The sequence below is a fragment of the Paenibacillus sp. USHLN196 genome (assembly GCF_037144955.1).
In the GTDB taxonomy this organism is placed as follows: Bacteria; Bacillota; Bacilli; order Paenibacillales; family Paenibacillaceae; genus Paenibacillus; species Paenibacillus xylanexedens_C.
Genome location: NZ_JBBCYH010000001.1, coordinates 619128 through 636969 on the forward strand (window position 1 = coordinate 619128; position 17842 = coordinate 636969).

The following is a 17842-nucleotide window of genomic DNA, read 5'->3' on the forward strand; positions in this document are numbered from 1 at the left end:
TTCTTATGACTCTTATCCTCTATTCCTCTATATTGACTCCATCTCCACTACGCTCTCCGAAGCTGGATTCCAGCGCCAACGGGCTTGCCTGCCAGCTTCAATATGCAACCCGCCGATCCATAACTCATCCTGCTTCAGCAGAGCCCAATCGACTTCTTCATCCAACACCTGAATGCCGAGTTCCGTTAGCGACAGGACTCCGTCACGGAATTTTTCATCATGCTGCTTGAAATTAGGGAAAGTGGTTGCACCGCTCATCTGAAGAAGGGCATGAGGTCCTTCTGTCATCCGCCTCAGATGTGCCCAGTATTCAAGGTCGCCCATTCCGAGAATATGCAGCTTGTCCCCCACCTCACGAAACAAAGGATGTGGACGATCTACACCCGCTCTAATGGTCTCCAGTGTCGTCTGCTCAATGACTCCCAGGCCATTCGACACAGATGGCAGACGGGACAAGTGGGCCTTGAATGCTGCATCTGCAAAGGGAAGTACCGTATTATCTACTCGCAAGTAATCCAGATGCTGCCGGAAATCATTAGACGTATAGGCCTCCCAGAACTGTGCACCTGCTTGTAGCTCGTCTGTGTCAATCACATGCCAGCTTCCGGACAGGCTTCCGATCTGTGTCGAGGTAAGTTGACCCAGTCCCCTAAAGTGCTCGATCTCTGGATACGAGTCAATGCAGAGCAGATTCAGTTTCGTATTCTGGAGCGCTTGTCCTTTGAAATAATGCAATAGGTAAGATAACATCGTCTGATCATAGAGATCGTATTCGAACCATAAGACAATTTCCTTATATTGTTGAAACGAATGTAACTTGCGTTCAAGCTCCTCGATCTGCAAATATTCTATCTGTGGGATGCCCAATTGTTGCTCTAGCACGGATGCCCGGTTTTTCCTCTTCTTCGCAACCGACATATCTTTGGCAACCGGGCCGAACGTATACAACTCTCTCCACACCAGGATGTCTCCCTGAATTCCACTCTCTCTTAAACGATTGGCAGCGTGATCCCCATTCATAATGTGCAGCATACCTTTTCCCCCTTCATACAAATCGTTAAACATAGAGACCAAATTCCTCACTGGCATAGAGCGCTTAAGTTTGGAACGTGCATCGAACAGTCTCTTCTTTAATGCAGCTACGTTGACACCTAGAAATTCTGATATTTCCTTCAGCGAGTATCCCTCTAAATAAAACAGTTCAACCGCAATTCGCATCGATGATGGCAGCATTGCAATAGAATCACGCATCGTACGATGCATTTCGTTTTGCATCGCTTGTTCTTCTGGATTATGCGCCTGACCCTCTTCCTGGAATACATGCTCCAGCTCCTGAACGGGAATCGTGGTATGCTGCTTGCGCCTTAGCCAGCGATAACACTGCCTCTCCACGATCACCTTGAACCATCCAGGAAAAGCCTCCGGGGCCTCCAGCTTGGACAGATTACCAAAGGCTTCAGTAAAAGCCTCCTGTACGACATCTTCAGCCCAAAATGTATCTCCTAAACGATTGTAGGCAACAGCAAGAGCCATCCCGCGATATTGGGATACCAGTTGTTCGTATGCTTCGGGTTCGCCTTTCATTGCTGCTTCAATCCATGACTTCAATGCTATGGACTCCTTTCATATAGACATGCTGCTTGTTCTATTCATATATAAGTGCCATGTTATTATCCAAAGGTTACGTATGACTTAATCATTTATGTAAAAAGCCGTCCCGTCTGTGGAATACCTCCACATTCAGGACAGCTCGTAGTTCATTATGTGTTATCCATATCAAATATCAATCAAAATGATGAAGCGCCAATGATCATCTGCTTGGAGCTTGTGGGTAATTGCCTATCACTCCTGGATATTGATACAACAATGGCTCATCAAATGTAGCATAATCGAAGTTGACCATCAACAGCATGATCCGTCTTCCTGTCTTCGGGTCGCTGATGATAATATGGTCACGGCCCGCTGCTTCAATAATACCTTGGAATATGCGAGCGTTCCATTCTTTGTTACCTTCATATGTCATGTAGAATGTACCGAATTTCCCGAGATTCAGTCGCAAAATATTCTCAATGTATGACTGCTCAAACTGTGGAGCCGTTGTCGTAATCACTGCACCCGTCGGTGTCATTGGGCTTCCACTGGATACGAGTGGGGGTACACTTGTGGAGCTTGGCGATACCATCCCTGGCGTTGGTGACATGGCAGGCATTCCGTTACCGATTTTGTAAGACGTACCTTGAACCTGAGAATTGGCTTGTTGACCTAACACGGAATTCGCTTGCTGACCCAACGTTTGAGTCATAGGTTGATAAGGCTGATTAATCATGGTGATTCCTCCCAAAATTTAATATACTTCCGGACAGTCATCGCCTGTCGGACTGAAGAAACAATGCGCTTTGAAACGTCCTGTATTTGGCTGGTTATACCACGTTGGTGGGCAGTCGCCCACAGGTCGGAAAAACCACAATGAATTGCTCGCTGGCCAGATGCGCTCTCCATTGATCACCCGTTGGGCGAGACGAATCTCGGACTGTCTTGCCCGCTGGTAAAAGTACCCCTTCTGTGTTGACTCGTAGCCTCCTGGATTCTGGAATACCATACGATTGATATCGCGAATATCCTTAAAATCCAGACAATCCACCAGCACCCGGTTCACACCTACATTGCCCACAAGCAACATACCCTGTTCGCCGTCACCTTCAGCCTCTGCCCTCATGAGCCTAGCCAATAACTTGACATCCTCTGAGTTGGCTTTAATAACAGCCATAGTCGTTACCTCCCTTGTTTCAGCTGTTCATCACCGTACATCGTATTGTGCAGGAGCCCATTTGGTGACACGATCCATCTTTTTTCCATAAAAAAAAGCCCGGAACCTCACTCAAAGTGAAGTCCCGTAGCAAGTTATTTCTTATATTACTCGCCTGTTCAAGGCTTGGCTTCAATCCAGTAATCATAGGCATGTACAATATTTCCTTGGTATGCCTGATATTCAGCCAGCAGATCCGGAAGCTTGGCAAGTTGAAGTTCCATCTCTGCCGCCCCCTTCTCATAAAATGAAATATGAGGACCTTCGTGGTTCTCCTTCATTTCCACCGAAATCATCAACCTTTTACCCAGACGATCGGCGATCTCCATCTCCTGACCTACTATAGCAGCAATGCCATTGGAACCGTCCGCTTGGTTACGGAATGCCATCATCGACACATGATCGAGTGTATCAATCATAAACTCCGTCACTGACATATCTTTGCCCGGCAACGGGAAAGTATCTAGCCATACAGCAAGATCTGCACTCGTTTCGAGATCACTGTCCTTCTTCGTCTCTTCCTGGAAAAATGTAATATTGGCAGCCCATTCGGTCAATAGGATATCCCGATTGCTCTCCCATTCCGGCAAGGTGTAAGGCTCAATATCCAGATGGATGCCTTCAAATTGTTCATCCGGCTCGGATTCAGCGTTGTAATTTTTCACATAATCAATCAAGCGCTGTATCCGTGGACGATTCTCCTTTTTACCCCAGATCGGGTGTCCCCCCATCGCGTGTATTTCAATACCTTGGGCTTTTGCCCGCTTCACAAAACCGCGGTAACTGGAATAGGGTTGATCCAGATCCAACCGGACATACAGCCAGTTAATGTTCTGCTCTCTCGCAAACTCTAGTATGTGTTCCCCTCCGTCATTCGTCACCTGAGAGGCCTCCCAGATATATGTTCCCCGAATTTCTGGCTGATTGGATGGAATCTCCGGTGATGGCAGTTCTGTCGGCTCCAATTGTCCCCAGTATACAATGTCATGTACAGCTGAACCGGCGTAGGAAGTATGTTCGCCAAATGCGGAGGCAACTTCTCCAATGACAGCTTCCAGTTGCGTTGCACCTTTACCAGCAAATGTCGTGAACTCTTCACCAGGCATAGGTTTGGTGTTCAAACCCACCGTGACACTCGTGTTGCTCGCATCCGCCCAGTTCATTTCCTGTTCAATTAAACGAATGATACCATTGTTACCTTGCGCGTTATCACGGTAGGCCAGTAAAGTGACATGATCCACTCGATCAATAAACCAACGTGACAGTGGTTCGTTATCTGCATCCTCAGAAGTTCTATTACCTGTGACGGTGTACGAATCAAGCCAAAATGGCAGGTCAACATTCACTGCAACTGCACCATCCTGCCTCACTTGATCAAATAACAGATTCATATTGGCCACCCAGGATTGAACCAGTGGCTTGGCATCTTCTTTCCAGTCTGGTAACACATAGGGCTTGATATCCAGATGTATGGCATCAAATCGCTCATTGGACTCCACAGCCTGATTGTACTCACTTACCCACGAGGCTAACCTGAGCATGGGGCCTTCACGCCCATTGACCGCCCAGGATGGATCGCCGCCCAGCGCTTCAACTGCAATACCCGCACGACTTGCTTTGGATATAAACGTCTGGTATACCTCCTTGGACAGCGTCATGTCCACATTCACGTACAGCCGGTTGATCTTATGTTTAGCTGCGTTCTCCAGCAGCTCGTCTCCGTTGCTAACAGACTGCGCCTGCCATACCCAGGCCGCCCGTATATCCACGCCGTCAGCTTCAGCAGGTGACTCGTTCCCTATCATTATCATCCCTCCGATCAGCAGTAACAGCCAAAATACTTTCCGGGATTGTTTCCCGAACATATACTCCCTCCATTCTTATACTGTTGTAAAATCACATTTATTATAGCAACCGGGTTATTAAAAACAAATAAGCCCAAGTGCTTAACTTGGGCTTATTACTCTTATGTTGGGACACTGTGTGACTCGCCCGGGTCTATCCCGGTTCTAGTCCTCATATATCATTTTTCGGGTCATGCCTCCATCAATAACGAGGTTGGTCCCTGTGACAAAGGTATTGCTTGGGTCAGATAAATATAGACAAGCACGGGAGATATCTGAAGGAACACCCACACGACCGGATGGATGCTGTTCATGATCCTCCTTTTTCAGTTTCTCCACGTCTCCTGTCTCAATCCATCCCGGACTGATACAATTGACCCGAATTTGGTCTTTGCCCAGTGAGACTGCCAGCGCATGCGTCAGGGCTACAATCGCCCCTTTGGATGCAGCATAGGCTTCGGTATCCGGCTCGGACATCAGCGCACGGGTAGAGGCCATGTTGATAATGGCACCCCCATGTTCATTGCTTTTCATATGTTTGGCCGCTTCCCGACTCGCCAAAAAGCAACTTCTCACATTGGTATTGAGCACATCGTCCCATTCTTCCAGCGTTAATTCATAGGGAGACTTCCATTTTGCTAGTCCTGCGTTATTCACCAGAACATCGATTTGTTTGAATTCCTCCACGGTCGTACGAAAAAGATTCGTAATATCCTGCTCGCTCCGAACGTCACATTGAACAAAGATGGCTTCTCCACCTTCATTGCGAATGGAAGCTGCGGCTGCAGCACCCTCGGCTTCCTTGTGGTCGGCAAGTACAACTTTAGCCCCGGCGACCGCATAAGCCTCGGCCACACTTCGTCCTATTCCCTGAGCAGCCCCGGTTACAACAACGACCTGATCTGTAAATGACATATTGATTACCTCCTCTATAGTAATGATCTTCGATCATAATCTCTTTAAGCCTCTTCTTATATAAAAACACGTTAGGACCATTTAGAAACGCTTGTCCGATAAAGAATCAAAAAAAGCTCACGCCATCCTGGCGCAAGCTGCTCAGTTTAACCGCGTAGGCGTTCGGAATACAAGCGATTATATCGCTCGAAGCCTATGTAACGCGTCCCTTTGAATGAGAGCCGTCCTTCATCCCCCTCAGCGCACAAACCATACTCTTCGCCATTGACTTTGAATTCGAGACGATCTCCGCTCTCGACTTCAAAGGTGACGTAATATAGTGTTCGTGCTGTACTGCCTGATTCAGATGGCGACTGACTCATCTTCATCCGTCTGCTGGTGATTCTTGAGGGTACGGTCAGCAGCGGCTCGGAGTTATTGCGCCCCCACCTCCATATCTCTTTTCCCACCGACAGAAGGACAATGCCTATGATTAGAACAAATACAACCGGAAAGACGGTTCCAAACAAATCAAACATCCAGGATGATTCAATGCCCATGTCTCTCCCTCCGTTCATACAACTTAGGACAGCCGGAGTCTTGACCCGTCTCCTGTAATGTATATGCGGACGAACACGAAACTTGTTATCCGGATTCATGCCCGTATAGCATGAACGAAGCGCTATATGTAATCACATCTTCTATCACACTCTTCATGCCATTATCGGCTCCGACTGAGATGACCGCCTTATTGAAAGACTGTTATCTCAGTCTAATCGCCAATGTTTGCTTCTGGAAGCAACGGATTTATTAAGTCAGATGGCAACCCGAATCCTATTTAACTGATCTTATGCTAGTTGAGTAATAACAAGATGAGCCGATACAGGTCTTGTTCCTCCTGCAAGAGGTGTGATTGTCAATGCAGTCGCATTACCAGCCGGGTTTCGTACAGTTAAGATCGAATTGATGACGGTTGTTTGTACCAAGGCGATGCCTACAATCTGAGATGTTCCAGTTGCTCGCCCAACTACTGTTGGAGCCAAATCAGCTCCATTAAGAGTTAAAATTAGTTGACCCGCTTCATTGATGCTCACTTGGAACAAAATCTGATACGTACCGATCGCTGCCAGATTGAATGCACTAGGTCCCGTGCGGGCAATAGTTGTTCCACTTGTTGGTCCATTCTGAGGGAAGCTGACATCTGTGCCTGGAGCAACCGTTGCAGCATTATCAGGTGGCATCAGCGCGAAAAAGTCAGCAAATCCCAGTACGCCTCCCGCTGTTCCTGTGGCACCTGTCGGGCCTACTGCTCCAGCGGGGCCTACCGCTCCTGTTGCACCTGCCGGGCCTGCTGGGCCTACTGCTCCAGCGGGGCCTACCGCTCCTGTTGCACCTGCTGGGCCTGCTGGGCCCACTGCTCCAGCGGGGCCTGCCGATCCTGTTGCACCTGCTGGGCCTGCCGGGCCTACTGCTCCAGCGGGGCCTACCGCTCCTGTTGCACCTGCCGGGCCTACTGCTCCAGCGGGGCCTACTGCTCCTGTTGCACCTGCTGGGCCGGGGAAACCTTGCGGTCCGATGGCACCTGCAGGACCTGGATTACCTTGCGGACCTTGTGGCCCTACGGCACCTGCTTCTCCCGGAATCCCCTGAGCTCCCATGGGTCCAGCGGGTCCCACCGGTCCTTGAGAGCCTACTGCTCCAGCGGGACCGGGCTGTCCCTGAGGCCCTTGTGGTCCAGGTGGTCCCCCCGCTGGTCCTTGAGCTCCAGGTGGCCCTTCCACCCCTTGTTTACCTGGAATACCCTGTACGCCTTGTATACCTTGTAAACCTTGTGGTCCTGTTGGGCCAACAACAGTAGGAGTAGATATATTCACTTCTGGAGGAGGACATTTTACTTGAACGAACTTTTTAACCACTTTCAATCGGCGTTCTTTTCTTTTAACTTTGCATGGATATACTGTCGCCTTTTTTCTCTTCATACGCTTCTTCACTTCCGAATGGCTCACGGTGTGGACACCTCCCTATAGACATAGTTTAACGTACGTATATGATGGGTTAAATGCATGGACGAACAACCAATTCCCCACTAAAGTGAAACCCATTTTCATGAAAAAGGGCGAATAACATCGTAGAATAGCCTCTATTTGAATGCTACAAACTAAAAAAACTCTATCGGCGTTGGCCTACAGAGCTTAGTTGTTTATATTTATTGGTTCTACATTCCAACTTAAATTGAAAGTGTGATGTACTTACGACTTCTTCAAGATCCATTCTTTAATTTGATCAGCTACTTCTTTTGCTGATAATTCTGAAGTATTAATTGTTGGCATTTCCGGATCAAATGCAGTTTTCGAATTTTGGAGTAACCAATTCGCAAAATTCTTGTGATCTTCGATTGAATTCTCATCCCACCCCCGTGATTTCAACCTCGTCTCACGTGTGACATCATTACAATGTAAGTTCATATATAGAATCCGATCAAATCGATCTATGTAATCGGACGATGCAATGTTTTCCGGCACCATCGTTCCACATAAAACAGTCCCTCGGCCACTTAAAGAAATGCTATACGCAATCCTCAACCAATTCTCTTTGGCAACCTGCCAATCCACATTATTGATGATATCCATATCAAAGACGTCAAAATCCGGGAGTAGCTTGCGAACATGTGACGAGACCGTTGTTTTCCCTGTTCCACTTGCGCCTGTCACTATAAATAAAGGTAATTTATTCATGGATGTCCTCCTTGTTAAAAAGTCAGCTTTTAAAGTTTTCTCGCTTTGATAACAAAGGTTACAGGTAACATCTTCGCTCTTTTAAGGAGATTATCGCTATGATCATGTAATTGCATGATATCCTCATCGGATTCTTCTATCATTTGTTCAATAACAAATCCTGCTTTCGCTAACGCATTGACATAGGTTGATATTTGACGATCAGCTAAAACTAATTCTCCCTGACAAAAATCAGGAGACACCGCATACCAAGATTCATCAGAATAAGGTTTTTTAAATACAAATTTATTGTTTTCTTCAACAACATTTCGATGAATTGGATGAGACCAACTGAAAATGAAAATACCATCATTCTTTAAATAAGAAGCGATCTGGCGGAAAGTACCCTCAAGATCGGTTGTCCAACCTATGGCATAAATCGAATACACAGCTTCAAAATAATTCTTAGGAATACCACATTCCTCTTCCATGGGTGAACAAATCAATGTTGCCGAAAGACCACACATGGTGAGATGTTGCGCTGCCTTTTCAATTTGTTTCTCGGAGATATCCATTCCCCACAGTTCACCTGCTTTGCGATCCCCATGATATTGCAGGGATTGACCATTTCCACAGCCTACCTCTAACATCTTTAATCCTGAGACATCACCAAAAAGTTGGTGTTTCTCTTCTGTAACAAATGCTCCATAATGAGGAAGCACGATTGCTCTTAAAAATTCATTTCCTTTTATATCCCAATAGAAGCTGTTTGTTTCGTATACACTGTGCTTATTCACCGTAATGCCCCCTAATTAGAGATGCAGACCACTACCTCCAGAACATCACTTGTTACCCTCGTTGAAATATGTAATCTCATTGCCACCAAGTAAGCTTTTAAAGCCATTCTTATAATAAGGCATTAGTTCATCTGCCTGTTCTATATCCAACCATGCAATCTCAGCGATTTCGTCTGGTCTTGATATCTCTTCTCTCCCTCCGACGATTTCTGATCTAAATGTGATAAAAATGACATGTTCATTGATTTCTTCAAACTTACACTCATTAATCGCTACAATACCGTGGACGTTAACATCCAGGCCTGTTTCTTCATGGGCTTCTCGAATAGCTGCTTGTTCCCATGATTCATCGGGTTCAACAGCCCCACCTGGTAGCGACCAACTTGAACGTCCTACATTTCTTACGGCAAGGACTTTAGTTTTGGATGGATTGGTTAGTAGTGAGTATACTACATCGACTCGTTTCATTGATTGAACTTCCTTTCCGGAAACTTTTAAATATTATTCTTATCACTGAACTCAACACAAAAAGGTTGCAGCTCAGGCTTTAAGCAATACTCTATTCTTTCTCTAAAGTTTTTCCATTCGACGACTTTTAAAAGTGCTTCTTCGATCGGAAAGAAACCAGACTCTAGGCTCTCTGATGTTGTCGTTAATTCTCCTCCTATTGGTCTTGCTAAAAATAACGTGTTACATATTGAATTTTCGACATTCTGAAATATTCCACAGAATTTGATGATTTCAATGTCGATTCCAGACTCCTCTTTGGTTTCTCTGATTGCAGCTTGACTTAGGGATTCTCCTTCTTCTACTTGACCACCTGGCATTTCCCATCCTCTTCGTGGTCCTCTAATAAGTAATAATTCATTTTTTTCGTTTATGACGATTGCAGCGGCAGATACGATATGTTTTGGAAGGCTCATTTTTTCGACTCCTTCTATAGAAATTGGATATTAGTTTGAATAGCATGATTCAAAACCAGACTAAAAGAAGTTCCATCAATATAATCCATCAAAAGCCATCTCAAGCGTATCCAGAATAGCTACAGTAGAAGTATGTCTTTGCTTAGAAAAAGTGATGTTCTGGACTTTCCCTAACTGTTCTATTATCTCAATGGTGAGATCCTGAATATTCATGTTTTCATCCTTTCTACTATTTCGTGCCCTTTCTGAGGAAGTCCTCTATGAAAATATCAGCTCTTATACCAAAAGAATAATAACTTTGCTTACAACTCTAAAAGTACAAATCCCATCCCACAACAAAAGCAGCAAACAGGAAAGTCGACATGCCAGACATGATGTATACCGCCTTTTGCTTTTTACTATAGCTTCTTTTCAGCACTTTGTAGAACAACAAGACAAGATACACCACAGCTAGAATCACATAAACCAGGTTCAAGATGAGATGTATGCGCAATGAAGAATAGGGGGAGAAGCCTAAGGCGCGCATGAACAATAGGATCGTATTCAAAATTAATGCCAGACTGGCGATATTAATGACAATATGATATTTATCAAATCCTGTGCCGGGTCTTTCCCAGTTTTTTAATTTGTATTTGGATAACCGAATAAAATAACCAATTGTAGCTCTTAAACTGAGTAGGATGGCTACTGCAAGAGCAATAAAAGATGCTTTAATCAAGTTTATTGTTAAGTTGGATACGGGCAAAAAGTCATTATAAGACATAGAGACCTTCTCAACAGTGCCATTACGCTCAACAACATTTGCAAAATTACTAAGGTCAAATGTTGTATACTTCTGCAGACTTAACATGGAATATGCCATCGTAAAACCGGAAACGACCCGTCGCGCAGGCAGATAATATCCTCCACTCTCAGATGTAACTGAATTCGTGCTGAAACTACTTCCAAACACCTTCTGGACAAGACCAACGCTATAAGCCATTTCATTTAACTGGTTTGTCATGACCACTAACCCAAAATTAGACTCCGGATCAAAAACAAATCTACTTGAAAATCCCGCCGTACTTCCAGCGTGTTCCAGTGCAGGCACCCAGTACTCAACTTCAAAAAAACCATGCGCAATTCGAGGAGTAGAAGTTCCATCATAATATAGACTGGTTGAAAGCATCTCGTCTAACGTGTCCTTGTTTGCGAATAATAAATTGCTACGATCCACAGGCATTAAGGCTGCAAGGAATTTAGCTGCATCCTCTGCTGTGCCAATGGCCCCCGCCGCAGGGTACAAGCTTATGTATGCTCTGTTCTTAGGGATAAGTTTCAGATTCGTAGTGTAGCCTTGAATCTCATTTCTCCTTTTTAAGACGTTTAGATTATCATACTGTGACGGGTGAATCGAAGTGTCTTTCATATTCAGCGGTTTAAATATATATTCATTGACATATTTGTAAAAGGGTTGTCCGCTTTGCACCTCAACGATATAAGCAGCCATAGCCGTACCATAGTTTGAATAAGCAACGACACTCCCAGGTTTATCGATCTGCCTCGGTTCAAATTTTTGTAAAGCTTCACCTAATTCCAAAATATCACTCTCGGATGAATACCATAAATCGATCAATCTATCCTCCCATCCTGCGTTATGATGCATAAGATTCATTAGAGTAATAGGATTATCATATTCAAGTTTCTTTAGAAATCCATCCGGCAAATATTCCTGAATATCGGTATCCAAATCAAGCTTCCCCTGCTCGACAAGTTGCATAACACTCGTCCAGACCAATAGTTTAGAAGTTGAACCCCATTCAAACACAGTAGAGGTGTCTGCCTTTCTCTGTTGCTCAAGTTCTGCGTATCCATAGGCCTTATTCACAATGGTCTCACCGTTCTTGATAGCTACAACCGAAACGGCAGCGGTGTTCTTCTGATTCGTAGCCACATATGAATCTATCGTTTCCTCTAGCGAAGACAACACAATCCTGGAGGGCGTAGTCTCCACCTTCTCTACCTCAGCGTGCACAGGTTCCGCACATGTCACAATGATTAATGCGAGTACCAGAACACCAACGATTACTTTATTAAGACCTTGATATCTTTGATTGATTTGCATTAGCTACACTCCTTTAATATCTAAAATAATAATGATCTGACTCAGCTATGTACTTATAAACTAATTCAGGTGTTTACTGACTTGAAAATATTTAATCTACCATCTAAAAAAGTATCTCAAATTCCACATTTTGAGTAAATTACCTTAATTATTTCTATAATAACCCATGCTGCAATATTTGCGAAGTACATTTAAAAGCGCATACATTTTACTTCAAATCAAAAAGAACGCTCCTGCAGGAGCGTTCTCCGTGAATGATTAGCCTAAGCGTACATCAGATCCATAAAGCCGCGAGTTACTTCTCCGCCTTTGGCTGGTTCGGGCTGGTCTGCCTGTGCGTGTTCTGCCATGCAAGCCTTCACTGCTTCCTCAGTTGTACAACGATTGGCATCGTCACATGTGTAGCATAATTGAAGCATATATCTGGTTAATTCGTCCGCCTGCGTGAATTGAGTCTGACCGTTGGTTCTCATCTTCATCACTCCTTCTCTTGTTGAATTAAATATATCACCTTTAAGAGGATTTATTTGTGATTTATTTCACAAACTAATCAAAAAAGAAAAGGATCCCTCAGGCTCCTCTACTTTCCTATCTATTCACATCTATACACATTACTCTTAAAGTACTTTCCAATGTACGCCGCCGTCTACCGTTTGCAGTAACAACGACCTTTTGGCATCCGTATTTTCAACCAATATCCAGCCAAGCTTGGACGTAACCATCTGAATTTTCACAATCTCCGGATAATCCTCGAGAATTTTCTCCAGTACACTGCTTGCAGGAAGAGCGCTCCATGTTTTGCCTGCATCCTTGGTGTGGTAGGTTATCCCCTTTTGCATCGCCCAACCTTCTGATGCGTTCAGGAATACTGGTGCAAGATTGCGATTCGTACCCGTTTGTTTATTCAAACTGAAGTTGGACAGCTTCCAGCTCTTTCCGCCATCTGTTGTGAAGAAGCCATTGAAAGTGGTGCTCTCCCCTTGGGAACAGGACATTGACATCCAGGCTGACTGTACTTCACGTCCAAAAAATTGTGGTGAACTGACACTGAAATTACCACACCCGTTGAATTTGTTTCGATCAAAGAAAGATGGTCCAGTGTCCCAATTCTCTCCCCCGTCCGACGTTACATACAACTTCGGTGTGCCGAACTCAAGCGCTGTTAAGAAACCATGCTTCGGATCCGAGAAAGTCATCCCTGTTGTGTATCCACGTTTGGAAATCTCTTCTGCTTCCTGTTTGCCGTCTTCATCACTGGATGACATCCGATTCCAGGTGATTCCACCATCCTCGGTAAAGTAAAGTTTCTTCTCCTGTTTACCAATAGCGGTATCCACCGTGGTGAGAATCCAGCCTTTTTCAGGAGATACAAATGAGATCGCAGTTACTTTATCCGTTTTGGACAGAGAAGACAGACTCCAACTTACGCCTCCATTGTTGGTACGAAGCACCATGGTATCTGTTCCGCCCATGCCTTCACGAACAATCCAACCGTGCGCACGATCTACAAAATAAATGCTTTGTCCATATTTAGGGTTAGCCGGAAACTGTACATTTTCCGAAGGTGAAATATTGATCCAGGTCTTTCCCTGATCCTGCGTGTAGTACAGACGCAGCGCATTTCGTGTTACCCCCCATGCCAATCCTCCGTTGTCATTGAGCAACTGAAAATCGGTCAAACGGGTCTGTATTTGGTACTTCGCCATATCCGCAGATTCCGTACTGTTCACCGGGGGAACGACGGTTAACGTCTGTCCTGTATTCCCAGCGTCCTCCTGCTGTTGTGGAGGTTCTGCTTCTGGCGGCTGATCTGAGTCGGTGCAGGCAGCCAATAAGGCTACTATACCTATAGACAGCAATGCTGTCTGCGCGATTTTAATCCATTGCCAACGCAAGTGGGTTCCACCTCTCTCATCCAATATACAGGCGCGCATGCCTGTCCTATGGCGTTTTATTTACGATTCATCAGAATCCACTGCTCCTATTCTACCACAAACCTTGTGTAAAAGGCTCATTGCCCACTCATAGCCTGCGCTTCAGCCCTTTTCATCCTATTATGTTTTTCGACGGAATAATTGGTAAAAAGACATGAAATGTGAACTATTTTATAGACAACACTCGCTTTATGTTCTCTAATCCCTTAATATGGATGGGAGTATAACCCAAAAGGAGTGGATATGAACATGACAAACAGTGCAGCTCTGAAACCAAGTCGTGTCGTGATTGTAGGCATGGGTGCGGTGGGAACAACAACGGGATACACGCTAATGTTGAGACAGCGTTCGTCCGAGTTGGTATTTGTGGATGTGAATCATGATAAGGCAACCGGCGAAATGCTGGATATGAACCACGGTCTTCCGTTTACGGGTGGCGTGAAAGTATGGGCTGGCGATTACTCCGACTGCAAAGATGCGGATATCATTATTATTACAGCGGGTGCCTCCCAGAAACCAGGCGAGACCCGGATTGATCTGCTGAAGAAAAATGCAAGCATTTTCAAAGATATTATTGAGCGTATTACTGAAGTGAATTCTCATGGTATTTTGCTGATTGCAACCAATCCTGTAGATATTCTGTCCTATACTTCATGGAAACAAAGCGGATGGCCTGCTTCCCGTGTGATCGGTTCGGGTACATTGCTTGATAGCGCACGTTTCCGTTACCTGATTGGTAAAAATAAAGGGATCGATCCGCGTAGTATTCACGCCCACATTATTGGTGAGCATGGCGATTCCGAAGTTCCGGTATGGAGCCTGGCTAACGTTGCAGGAACAGATCTGGAACTGGATGAAGAAACACAACAGGATATCTTCGACCGTACCAAAAATGCAGCGTATGAGATTATTAATGCCAAAGGCGCGACTTCCTATGCAATCGCTCTTGCTCTGGACCGTATTGTAGCTGCAATTCTCGGCAACGAAGGCTCCGTTCTGAACGTGTCGACGTTCCTTGAAGACTACAATGGTGTCTCGGATGTATACTTGGGCGTTCCATGTGTGGTAGACCGCAACGGTGTGCGTGAAATTCTGCCTCTTCCGTTGAATGAAACCGAGAAGGTGGCTTTCCAGGCATCTGCTAACAAATTAAAAGAACAGATCGCTGGACTGGAGTAATCCAACCAAGCAATCATTCATGTCGTGAACAATTCAGCACGTTAAACGTTGTTCATTAAGAGATTTTTCATAGCCAAAGGGCCATCGGTTTCTTCTAGAGTGAAGAGACTGATGGTCCTTTGGGCTATGATATTCAGCTTACCATTCTCATGGGAAGATGGATTTAAGATTTCATTTAAAGCATGTTTACTCCATTAGTTTACATAATAAATATTACGTAATACTTTTTTTCTTTTTGTAACATTATTCTAAATTCCTGTTATTTCTGTTTTTCAACTTATCTTTTAATAAATAACTGGAAATGTATGAAGAGTCCAAATAGTCACAAAAAAAAGAGAGGATGGAATCCTTGGATTCTACCCTCTCTTTCCTTTTTCGAGACCTCTCGGCTACCCTAAATAGACTCTATTAGCATACCTCCGACAATCCCTGCTACAACAATGACCCAAGGCGGACATTTCCAGAAGGTAAGCATGATAAATAATATGCTTAGTAACGAGAAATCAGCTGGGGTGATGATCGCTGTCGTCCACAATGGTTGATATAGCGCAGCCAGCAAAATGCCTACAACGGCTGCATTGACCCCAGTCAGAGCTCCTTGAATATGCGGATTTCTACGCAGAGCACTCCAGAAAGGCAACGTTCCGATGATGAGCAAAAAGGCGGGCAAAAAAATCGCTATAGTAGCAACGATTGCACCTGGAATCCCCATTGTTATGGCACCAAGATAAGAAGCAAATGTAAAAAGTGGACCTGGTACGGCTTGAGTTGCTCCATAACCAGCCAGAAAATCATCTTTGCTTAACAACCCTCTGGGTACCAATTCCTGTTCCAGTAGAGGTAGAACGACATGCCCTCCACCAAATACCAGTGAACCTGATCGATACATATAATCGAACAAGGATAACCACTCGACCCCCGTAACTTGACGCAATACCGGAAGTGCCATAAAGAGACCGAAAAAGGTGATCAAACACAGCACGGCAACGGTTCGGCTTATCGGAACTACAAGATCAGGAACCTGTGAAGCGGGTGATTTTCGATAGAGCCACCACCCAACTAATCCTGCTAACAGAATGAGTACCACCTGACTGTATATGGCTGTCCATAGTAAAGCAACAGCAGCTGTTATTACAGCAAGTGTAACTCTCACTTTATCAGGTGTGAGTTTCTGTCCCATTCCAAGGATCGCATGAGCAACAATAGCTACAGCTACAATTTTCAATCCGCTAAGCCATCCGGCGTTGCCGATATCATATCCTTTTAATAGGAAAGCGAATATCACCAAAGCAATCACGGATGGAAGCGTAAATCCGATCCAGGCGATAAGCCCTCCAGTAATACCAGCACGAATGATGCCAATGCCCATGCCAACCTGGCTACTCGCCGGTCCAGGGAGGAACTGACACAGCCCCACAAGATCCGCATAGCTTCGCTCATCCATCCATTTTCTTTTGCGTATGTACTCATTGTGAAAGTAACCCAAGTGTGCAGTCGGTCCCCCAAAGGACGTTAAGCCGAGCTTTGTTGATACCAAGAACACCTCCCATAGGGAGTGTATTCTCGAAGGTGGGGTATCTGGCACCAAACTCTGCTTCTCCTCTTCCATACTGATGCATCTCTCCTAATCATGAAGTAGTTGTGTCATCACCTTGCGTTCGGAAGTTTAACGTCCAGCAAAGCCATAGCCTCTTCTTTCTCCCGGCTGGTTACGTGAGTATACACGGTTGTAGTTTGAATCGACGCGTGACCTAGTAGCTCCTGCACCGTACGGAGATCAGCTCCACGCCTTAACATCATGGTCGCGAAGGAGTGACGCAGCTTATGACTGGAATAGTTCTGGCGTTGATTAGCTGGTGATTCCTGCTGGAAACGATCAAAGGTCTCGGTCGATATAAGCTGGATGCTGCGAATCGAAAGTCTCTTCCCTTTTTGCGAGACAAATAACGCTTCCTCTTTCGGCCGCCAAGGGTCCAATCGCTCAGCCATAGCTTGAGATAACACGTCTGCCACGGTTTCCGGTACAGGAAGCGAACGCCACTTCCGGCCTTTACCGAAAACATCTAGTGTACGCCGCTCCGCATTATAGTCTTTGCAATTCAAGGCATGCACTTCTCCCACCCGTAATCCCATATACCCCATCAGTAGAAAAACAGCCAGATTGCGTGTCCGATACTTGCCATCTACCGACTCCAGAAAACGCGTTAGGCCATTTTCATCAAGGAAAACCGGTGCACGGTTTTTCTCGGTTTTGGATTTCTTAATCCCAAAAGCCGGATTATTCGTTAATACTTCAAGTTCAATGAGGGACTTGTAAAAACAGTTCACCGCCGCATGTTTGCGATTCCTCGTGGCATCACTAACCCCACGCTCCCGGGCGCGAGAGAGAAAAGATAACACATGCAGCTTTTTGACCTGCTCCAGTGACTTTCCTTGAATGGAGACCAGGAATTCTACCACGTCACCTGTGTATGATTTTACCGTATGTCCTGTATATCCGGCGTCCTTCATCCATATGTGAAAAGCTTCAAGCTCGTCCGCATATTGCTCCTGGATCTCCTCGGTTATCATCTGTCTACGTCACCTCGATTCAGTTCTTTATAAGTTGACTAAATTTTTTACACTGACACTGTGATGACAGAACAAG

General features: G+C 45.1%; 18 protein-coding genes. 1 reads left to right on the plus strand and 17 read right to left on the minus strand.

Annotation, left to right across the window (positions count from 1 at the left end):
* Positions 1 to 27: 27 nt before the first annotated feature.
* From WFI24_RS02625 to WFI24_RS02695, 15 genes are all read right to left on the minus strand, one after another.
* Positions 28 to 1608 (minus strand): sigma-70 family RNA polymerase sigma factor, encoded by a 1581-nt coding sequence (locus WFI24_RS02625; RefSeq protein WP_336758528.1) that lies wholly within the window; start codon positions 1606 to 1608, stop codon positions 28 to 30.
* A 202-nt stretch (positions 1609 to 1810) separates the two neighbouring features.
* Positions 1811 to 2269 (minus strand): spore coat protein GerQ, encoded by a 459-nt coding sequence (gerQ, locus tag WFI24_RS02630; protein WP_442956190.1) that lies wholly within the window; start codon positions 2267 to 2269, stop codon positions 1811 to 1813.
* A gap of 75 nt (positions 2270 to 2344) precedes the next feature.
* A complete protein-coding gene (locus WFI24_RS02635; protein ID WP_221821779.1) occupies positions 2345 to 2767 on the minus strand; it encodes a cell wall hydrolase in 423 nt (140 codons plus the stop codon).
* Positions 2768 to 2925: 158 nt separating this feature from the next.
* Positions 2926 to 4611, minus strand: a complete 1686-nt coding sequence (locus tag WFI24_RS02640; protein ID WP_336758531.1) for a hypothetical protein — start codon at positions 4609 to 4611, stop codon at positions 2926 to 2928.
* 204 nt (positions 4612 to 4815) lie between these two features.
* Positions 4816 to 5565: a glucose 1-dehydrogenase gene (locus WFI24_RS02645; protein ID WP_076250310.1), complete on the minus strand. Its 750-nt coding sequence runs from the start codon at positions 5563 to 5565 to the stop codon at positions 4816 to 4818.
* Positions 5566 to 5711: 146 nt separating this feature from the next.
* The gene (locus WFI24_RS02650) at positions 5712 to 6104 is read right to left on the minus strand and encodes a DUF2500 domain-containing protein (RefSeq protein WP_336758535.1); all 393 of its coding nucleotides are present in this window, start codon (positions 6102 to 6104) and stop codon (positions 5712 to 5714) included.
* Positions 6105 to 6392: 288 nt separating this feature from the next.
* On the minus strand, positions 6393 to 7550 hold the full coding sequence (locus WFI24_RS02655) for a collagen-like protein (protein WP_336758537.1): 1158 nt from the start codon (positions 7548 to 7550) through the stop codon (positions 6393 to 6395).
* 243 nt (positions 7551 to 7793) lie between these two features.
* Positions 7794 to 8279, minus strand: coding sequence for an AAA family ATPase (locus WFI24_RS02660; protein ID WP_336758538.1), 486 nt, complete (start codon positions 8277 to 8279; stop codon positions 7794 to 7796).
* Positions 8280 to 8308: 29 nt separating this feature from the next.
* Positions 8309 to 9055, minus strand: a complete 747-nt coding sequence (locus WFI24_RS02665) for a class I SAM-dependent methyltransferase (protein ID WP_336758541.1) — start codon at positions 9053 to 9055, stop codon at positions 8309 to 8311.
* A gap of 45 nt (positions 9056 to 9100) precedes the next feature.
* Positions 9101 to 9523: an NUDIX hydrolase gene (locus WFI24_RS02670; protein WP_336758542.1), complete on the minus strand. Its 423-nt coding sequence runs from the start codon at positions 9521 to 9523 to the stop codon at positions 9101 to 9103.
* Between the two features lie 26 nt (positions 9524 to 9549).
* Positions 9550 to 9978 (minus strand): NUDIX hydrolase, encoded by a 429-nt coding sequence (locus WFI24_RS02675; RefSeq protein WP_336758544.1) that lies wholly within the window; start codon positions 9976 to 9978, stop codon positions 9550 to 9552.
* A 75-nt stretch (positions 9979 to 10053) separates the two neighbouring features.
* Positions 10054 to 10191, minus strand: coding sequence for a hypothetical protein (locus tag WFI24_RS02680; protein WP_336758546.1), 138 nt, complete (start codon positions 10189 to 10191; stop codon positions 10054 to 10056).
* Between the two features lie 97 nt (positions 10192 to 10288).
* A complete protein-coding gene (locus WFI24_RS02685; protein WP_336758548.1) occupies positions 10289 to 12082 on the minus strand; it encodes a serine hydrolase domain-containing protein in 1794 nt (597 codons plus the stop codon).
* A gap of 263 nt (positions 12083 to 12345) precedes the next feature.
* A complete protein-coding gene (locus tag WFI24_RS02690) occupies positions 12346 to 12555 on the minus strand; it encodes a hypothetical protein (protein WP_336758550.1) in 210 nt (69 codons plus the stop codon).
* Between the two features lie 144 nt (positions 12556 to 12699).
* Entirely contained in the window at positions 12700 to 13977 is a 1278-nt protein-coding gene (locus WFI24_RS02695; RefSeq protein WP_336758552.1) for a WD40/YVTN/BNR-like repeat-containing protein, read from the minus strand.
* A 288-nt stretch (positions 13978 to 14265) separates the two neighbouring features.
* On the opposite strand from WFI24_RS02695, the gene WFI24_RS02700 reads away from it, so the two are divergent.
* On the plus strand, positions 14266 to 15195 hold the full coding sequence (locus WFI24_RS02700) for an L-lactate dehydrogenase (protein ID WP_017688122.1): 930 nt from the start codon (positions 14266 to 14268) through the stop codon (positions 15193 to 15195).
* Between the two features lie 394 nt (positions 15196 to 15589).
* Here WFI24_RS02700 and WFI24_RS02705 read toward each other — a convergent pair whose 3' ends face one another.
* Together WFI24_RS02705 and WFI24_RS02710 are read right to left on the minus strand one after the other, a co-directional pair.
* A complete protein-coding gene (locus WFI24_RS02705; protein WP_442956183.1) occupies positions 15590 to 16804 on the minus strand; it encodes a chromate transporter in 1215 nt (404 codons plus the stop codon).
* Positions 16805 to 16842: 38 nt separating this feature from the next.
* Positions 16843 to 17766: a tyrosine-type recombinase/integrase gene (locus tag WFI24_RS02710; protein WP_145321972.1), complete on the minus strand. Its 924-nt coding sequence runs from the start codon at positions 17764 to 17766 to the stop codon at positions 16843 to 16845.
* Positions 17767 to 17842: the final 76 nt, after the last annotated feature.

Excerpts from the sequence above, each read along its gene's own strand:
- WFI24_RS02635 (WP_221821779.1), bottom strand. The coding sequence starts at position 2,767 with ATGGCTGTTATTAAAGCCAACTCAGAGGATGTCAAGTTATTGGCTAGG.
- WFI24_RS02640 (WP_336758531.1), bottom strand. The coding sequence starts at position 4,611 with ATGATAGGGAACGAGTCACCTGCTGAAGCTGACGGCGTGGATATACGG.
- WFI24_RS02645 (WP_076250310.1), bottom strand. The coding sequence starts at position 5,565 with ATGTCATTTACAGATCAGGTCGTTGTTGTAACCGGGGCTGCTCAGGGA.
- WFI24_RS02650 (WP_336758535.1), bottom strand. The coding sequence starts at position 6,104 with ATGGGCATTGAATCATCCTGGATGTTTGATTTGTTTGGAACCGTCTTT.
- WFI24_RS02660 (WP_336758538.1), bottom strand. The coding sequence starts at position 8,279 with ATGAATAAATTACCTTTATTTATAGTGACAGGCGCAAGTGGAACAGGG.
- WFI24_RS02670 (WP_336758542.1), bottom strand. The coding sequence starts at position 9,523 with ATGAAACGAGTCGATGTAGTATACTCACTACTAACCAATCCATCCAAA.
- WFI24_RS02675 (WP_336758544.1), bottom strand. The coding sequence starts at position 9,978 with ATGAGCCTTCCAAAACATATCGTATCTGCCGCTGCAATCGTCATAAAC.
- WFI24_RS02680 (WP_336758546.1), bottom strand. The coding sequence starts at position 10,191 with ATGAATATTCAGGATCTCACCATTGAGATAATAGAACAGTTAGGGAAA.
- WFI24_RS02685 (WP_336758548.1), bottom strand. The coding sequence starts at position 12,082 with ATGCAAATCAATCAAAGATATCAAGGTCTTAATAAAGTAATCGTTGGT.
- WFI24_RS02690 (WP_336758550.1), bottom strand. The coding sequence starts at position 12,555 with ATGAGAACCAACGGTCAGACTCAATTCACGCAGGCGGACGAATTAACC.
- WFI24_RS02700 (WP_017688122.1), top strand. The coding sequence starts at position 14,266 with ATGACAAACAGTGCAGCTCTGAAACCAAGTCGTGTCGTGATTGTAGGC.
- WFI24_RS02705 (WP_442956183.1), bottom strand. The coding sequence starts at position 16,804 with ATGGAAGAGGAGAAGCAGAGTTTGGTGCCAGATACCCCACCTTCGAGA.
- WFI24_RS02710 (WP_145321972.1), bottom strand. The coding sequence starts at position 17,766 with ATGATAACCGAGGAGATCCAGGAGCAATATGCGGACGAGCTTGAAGCT.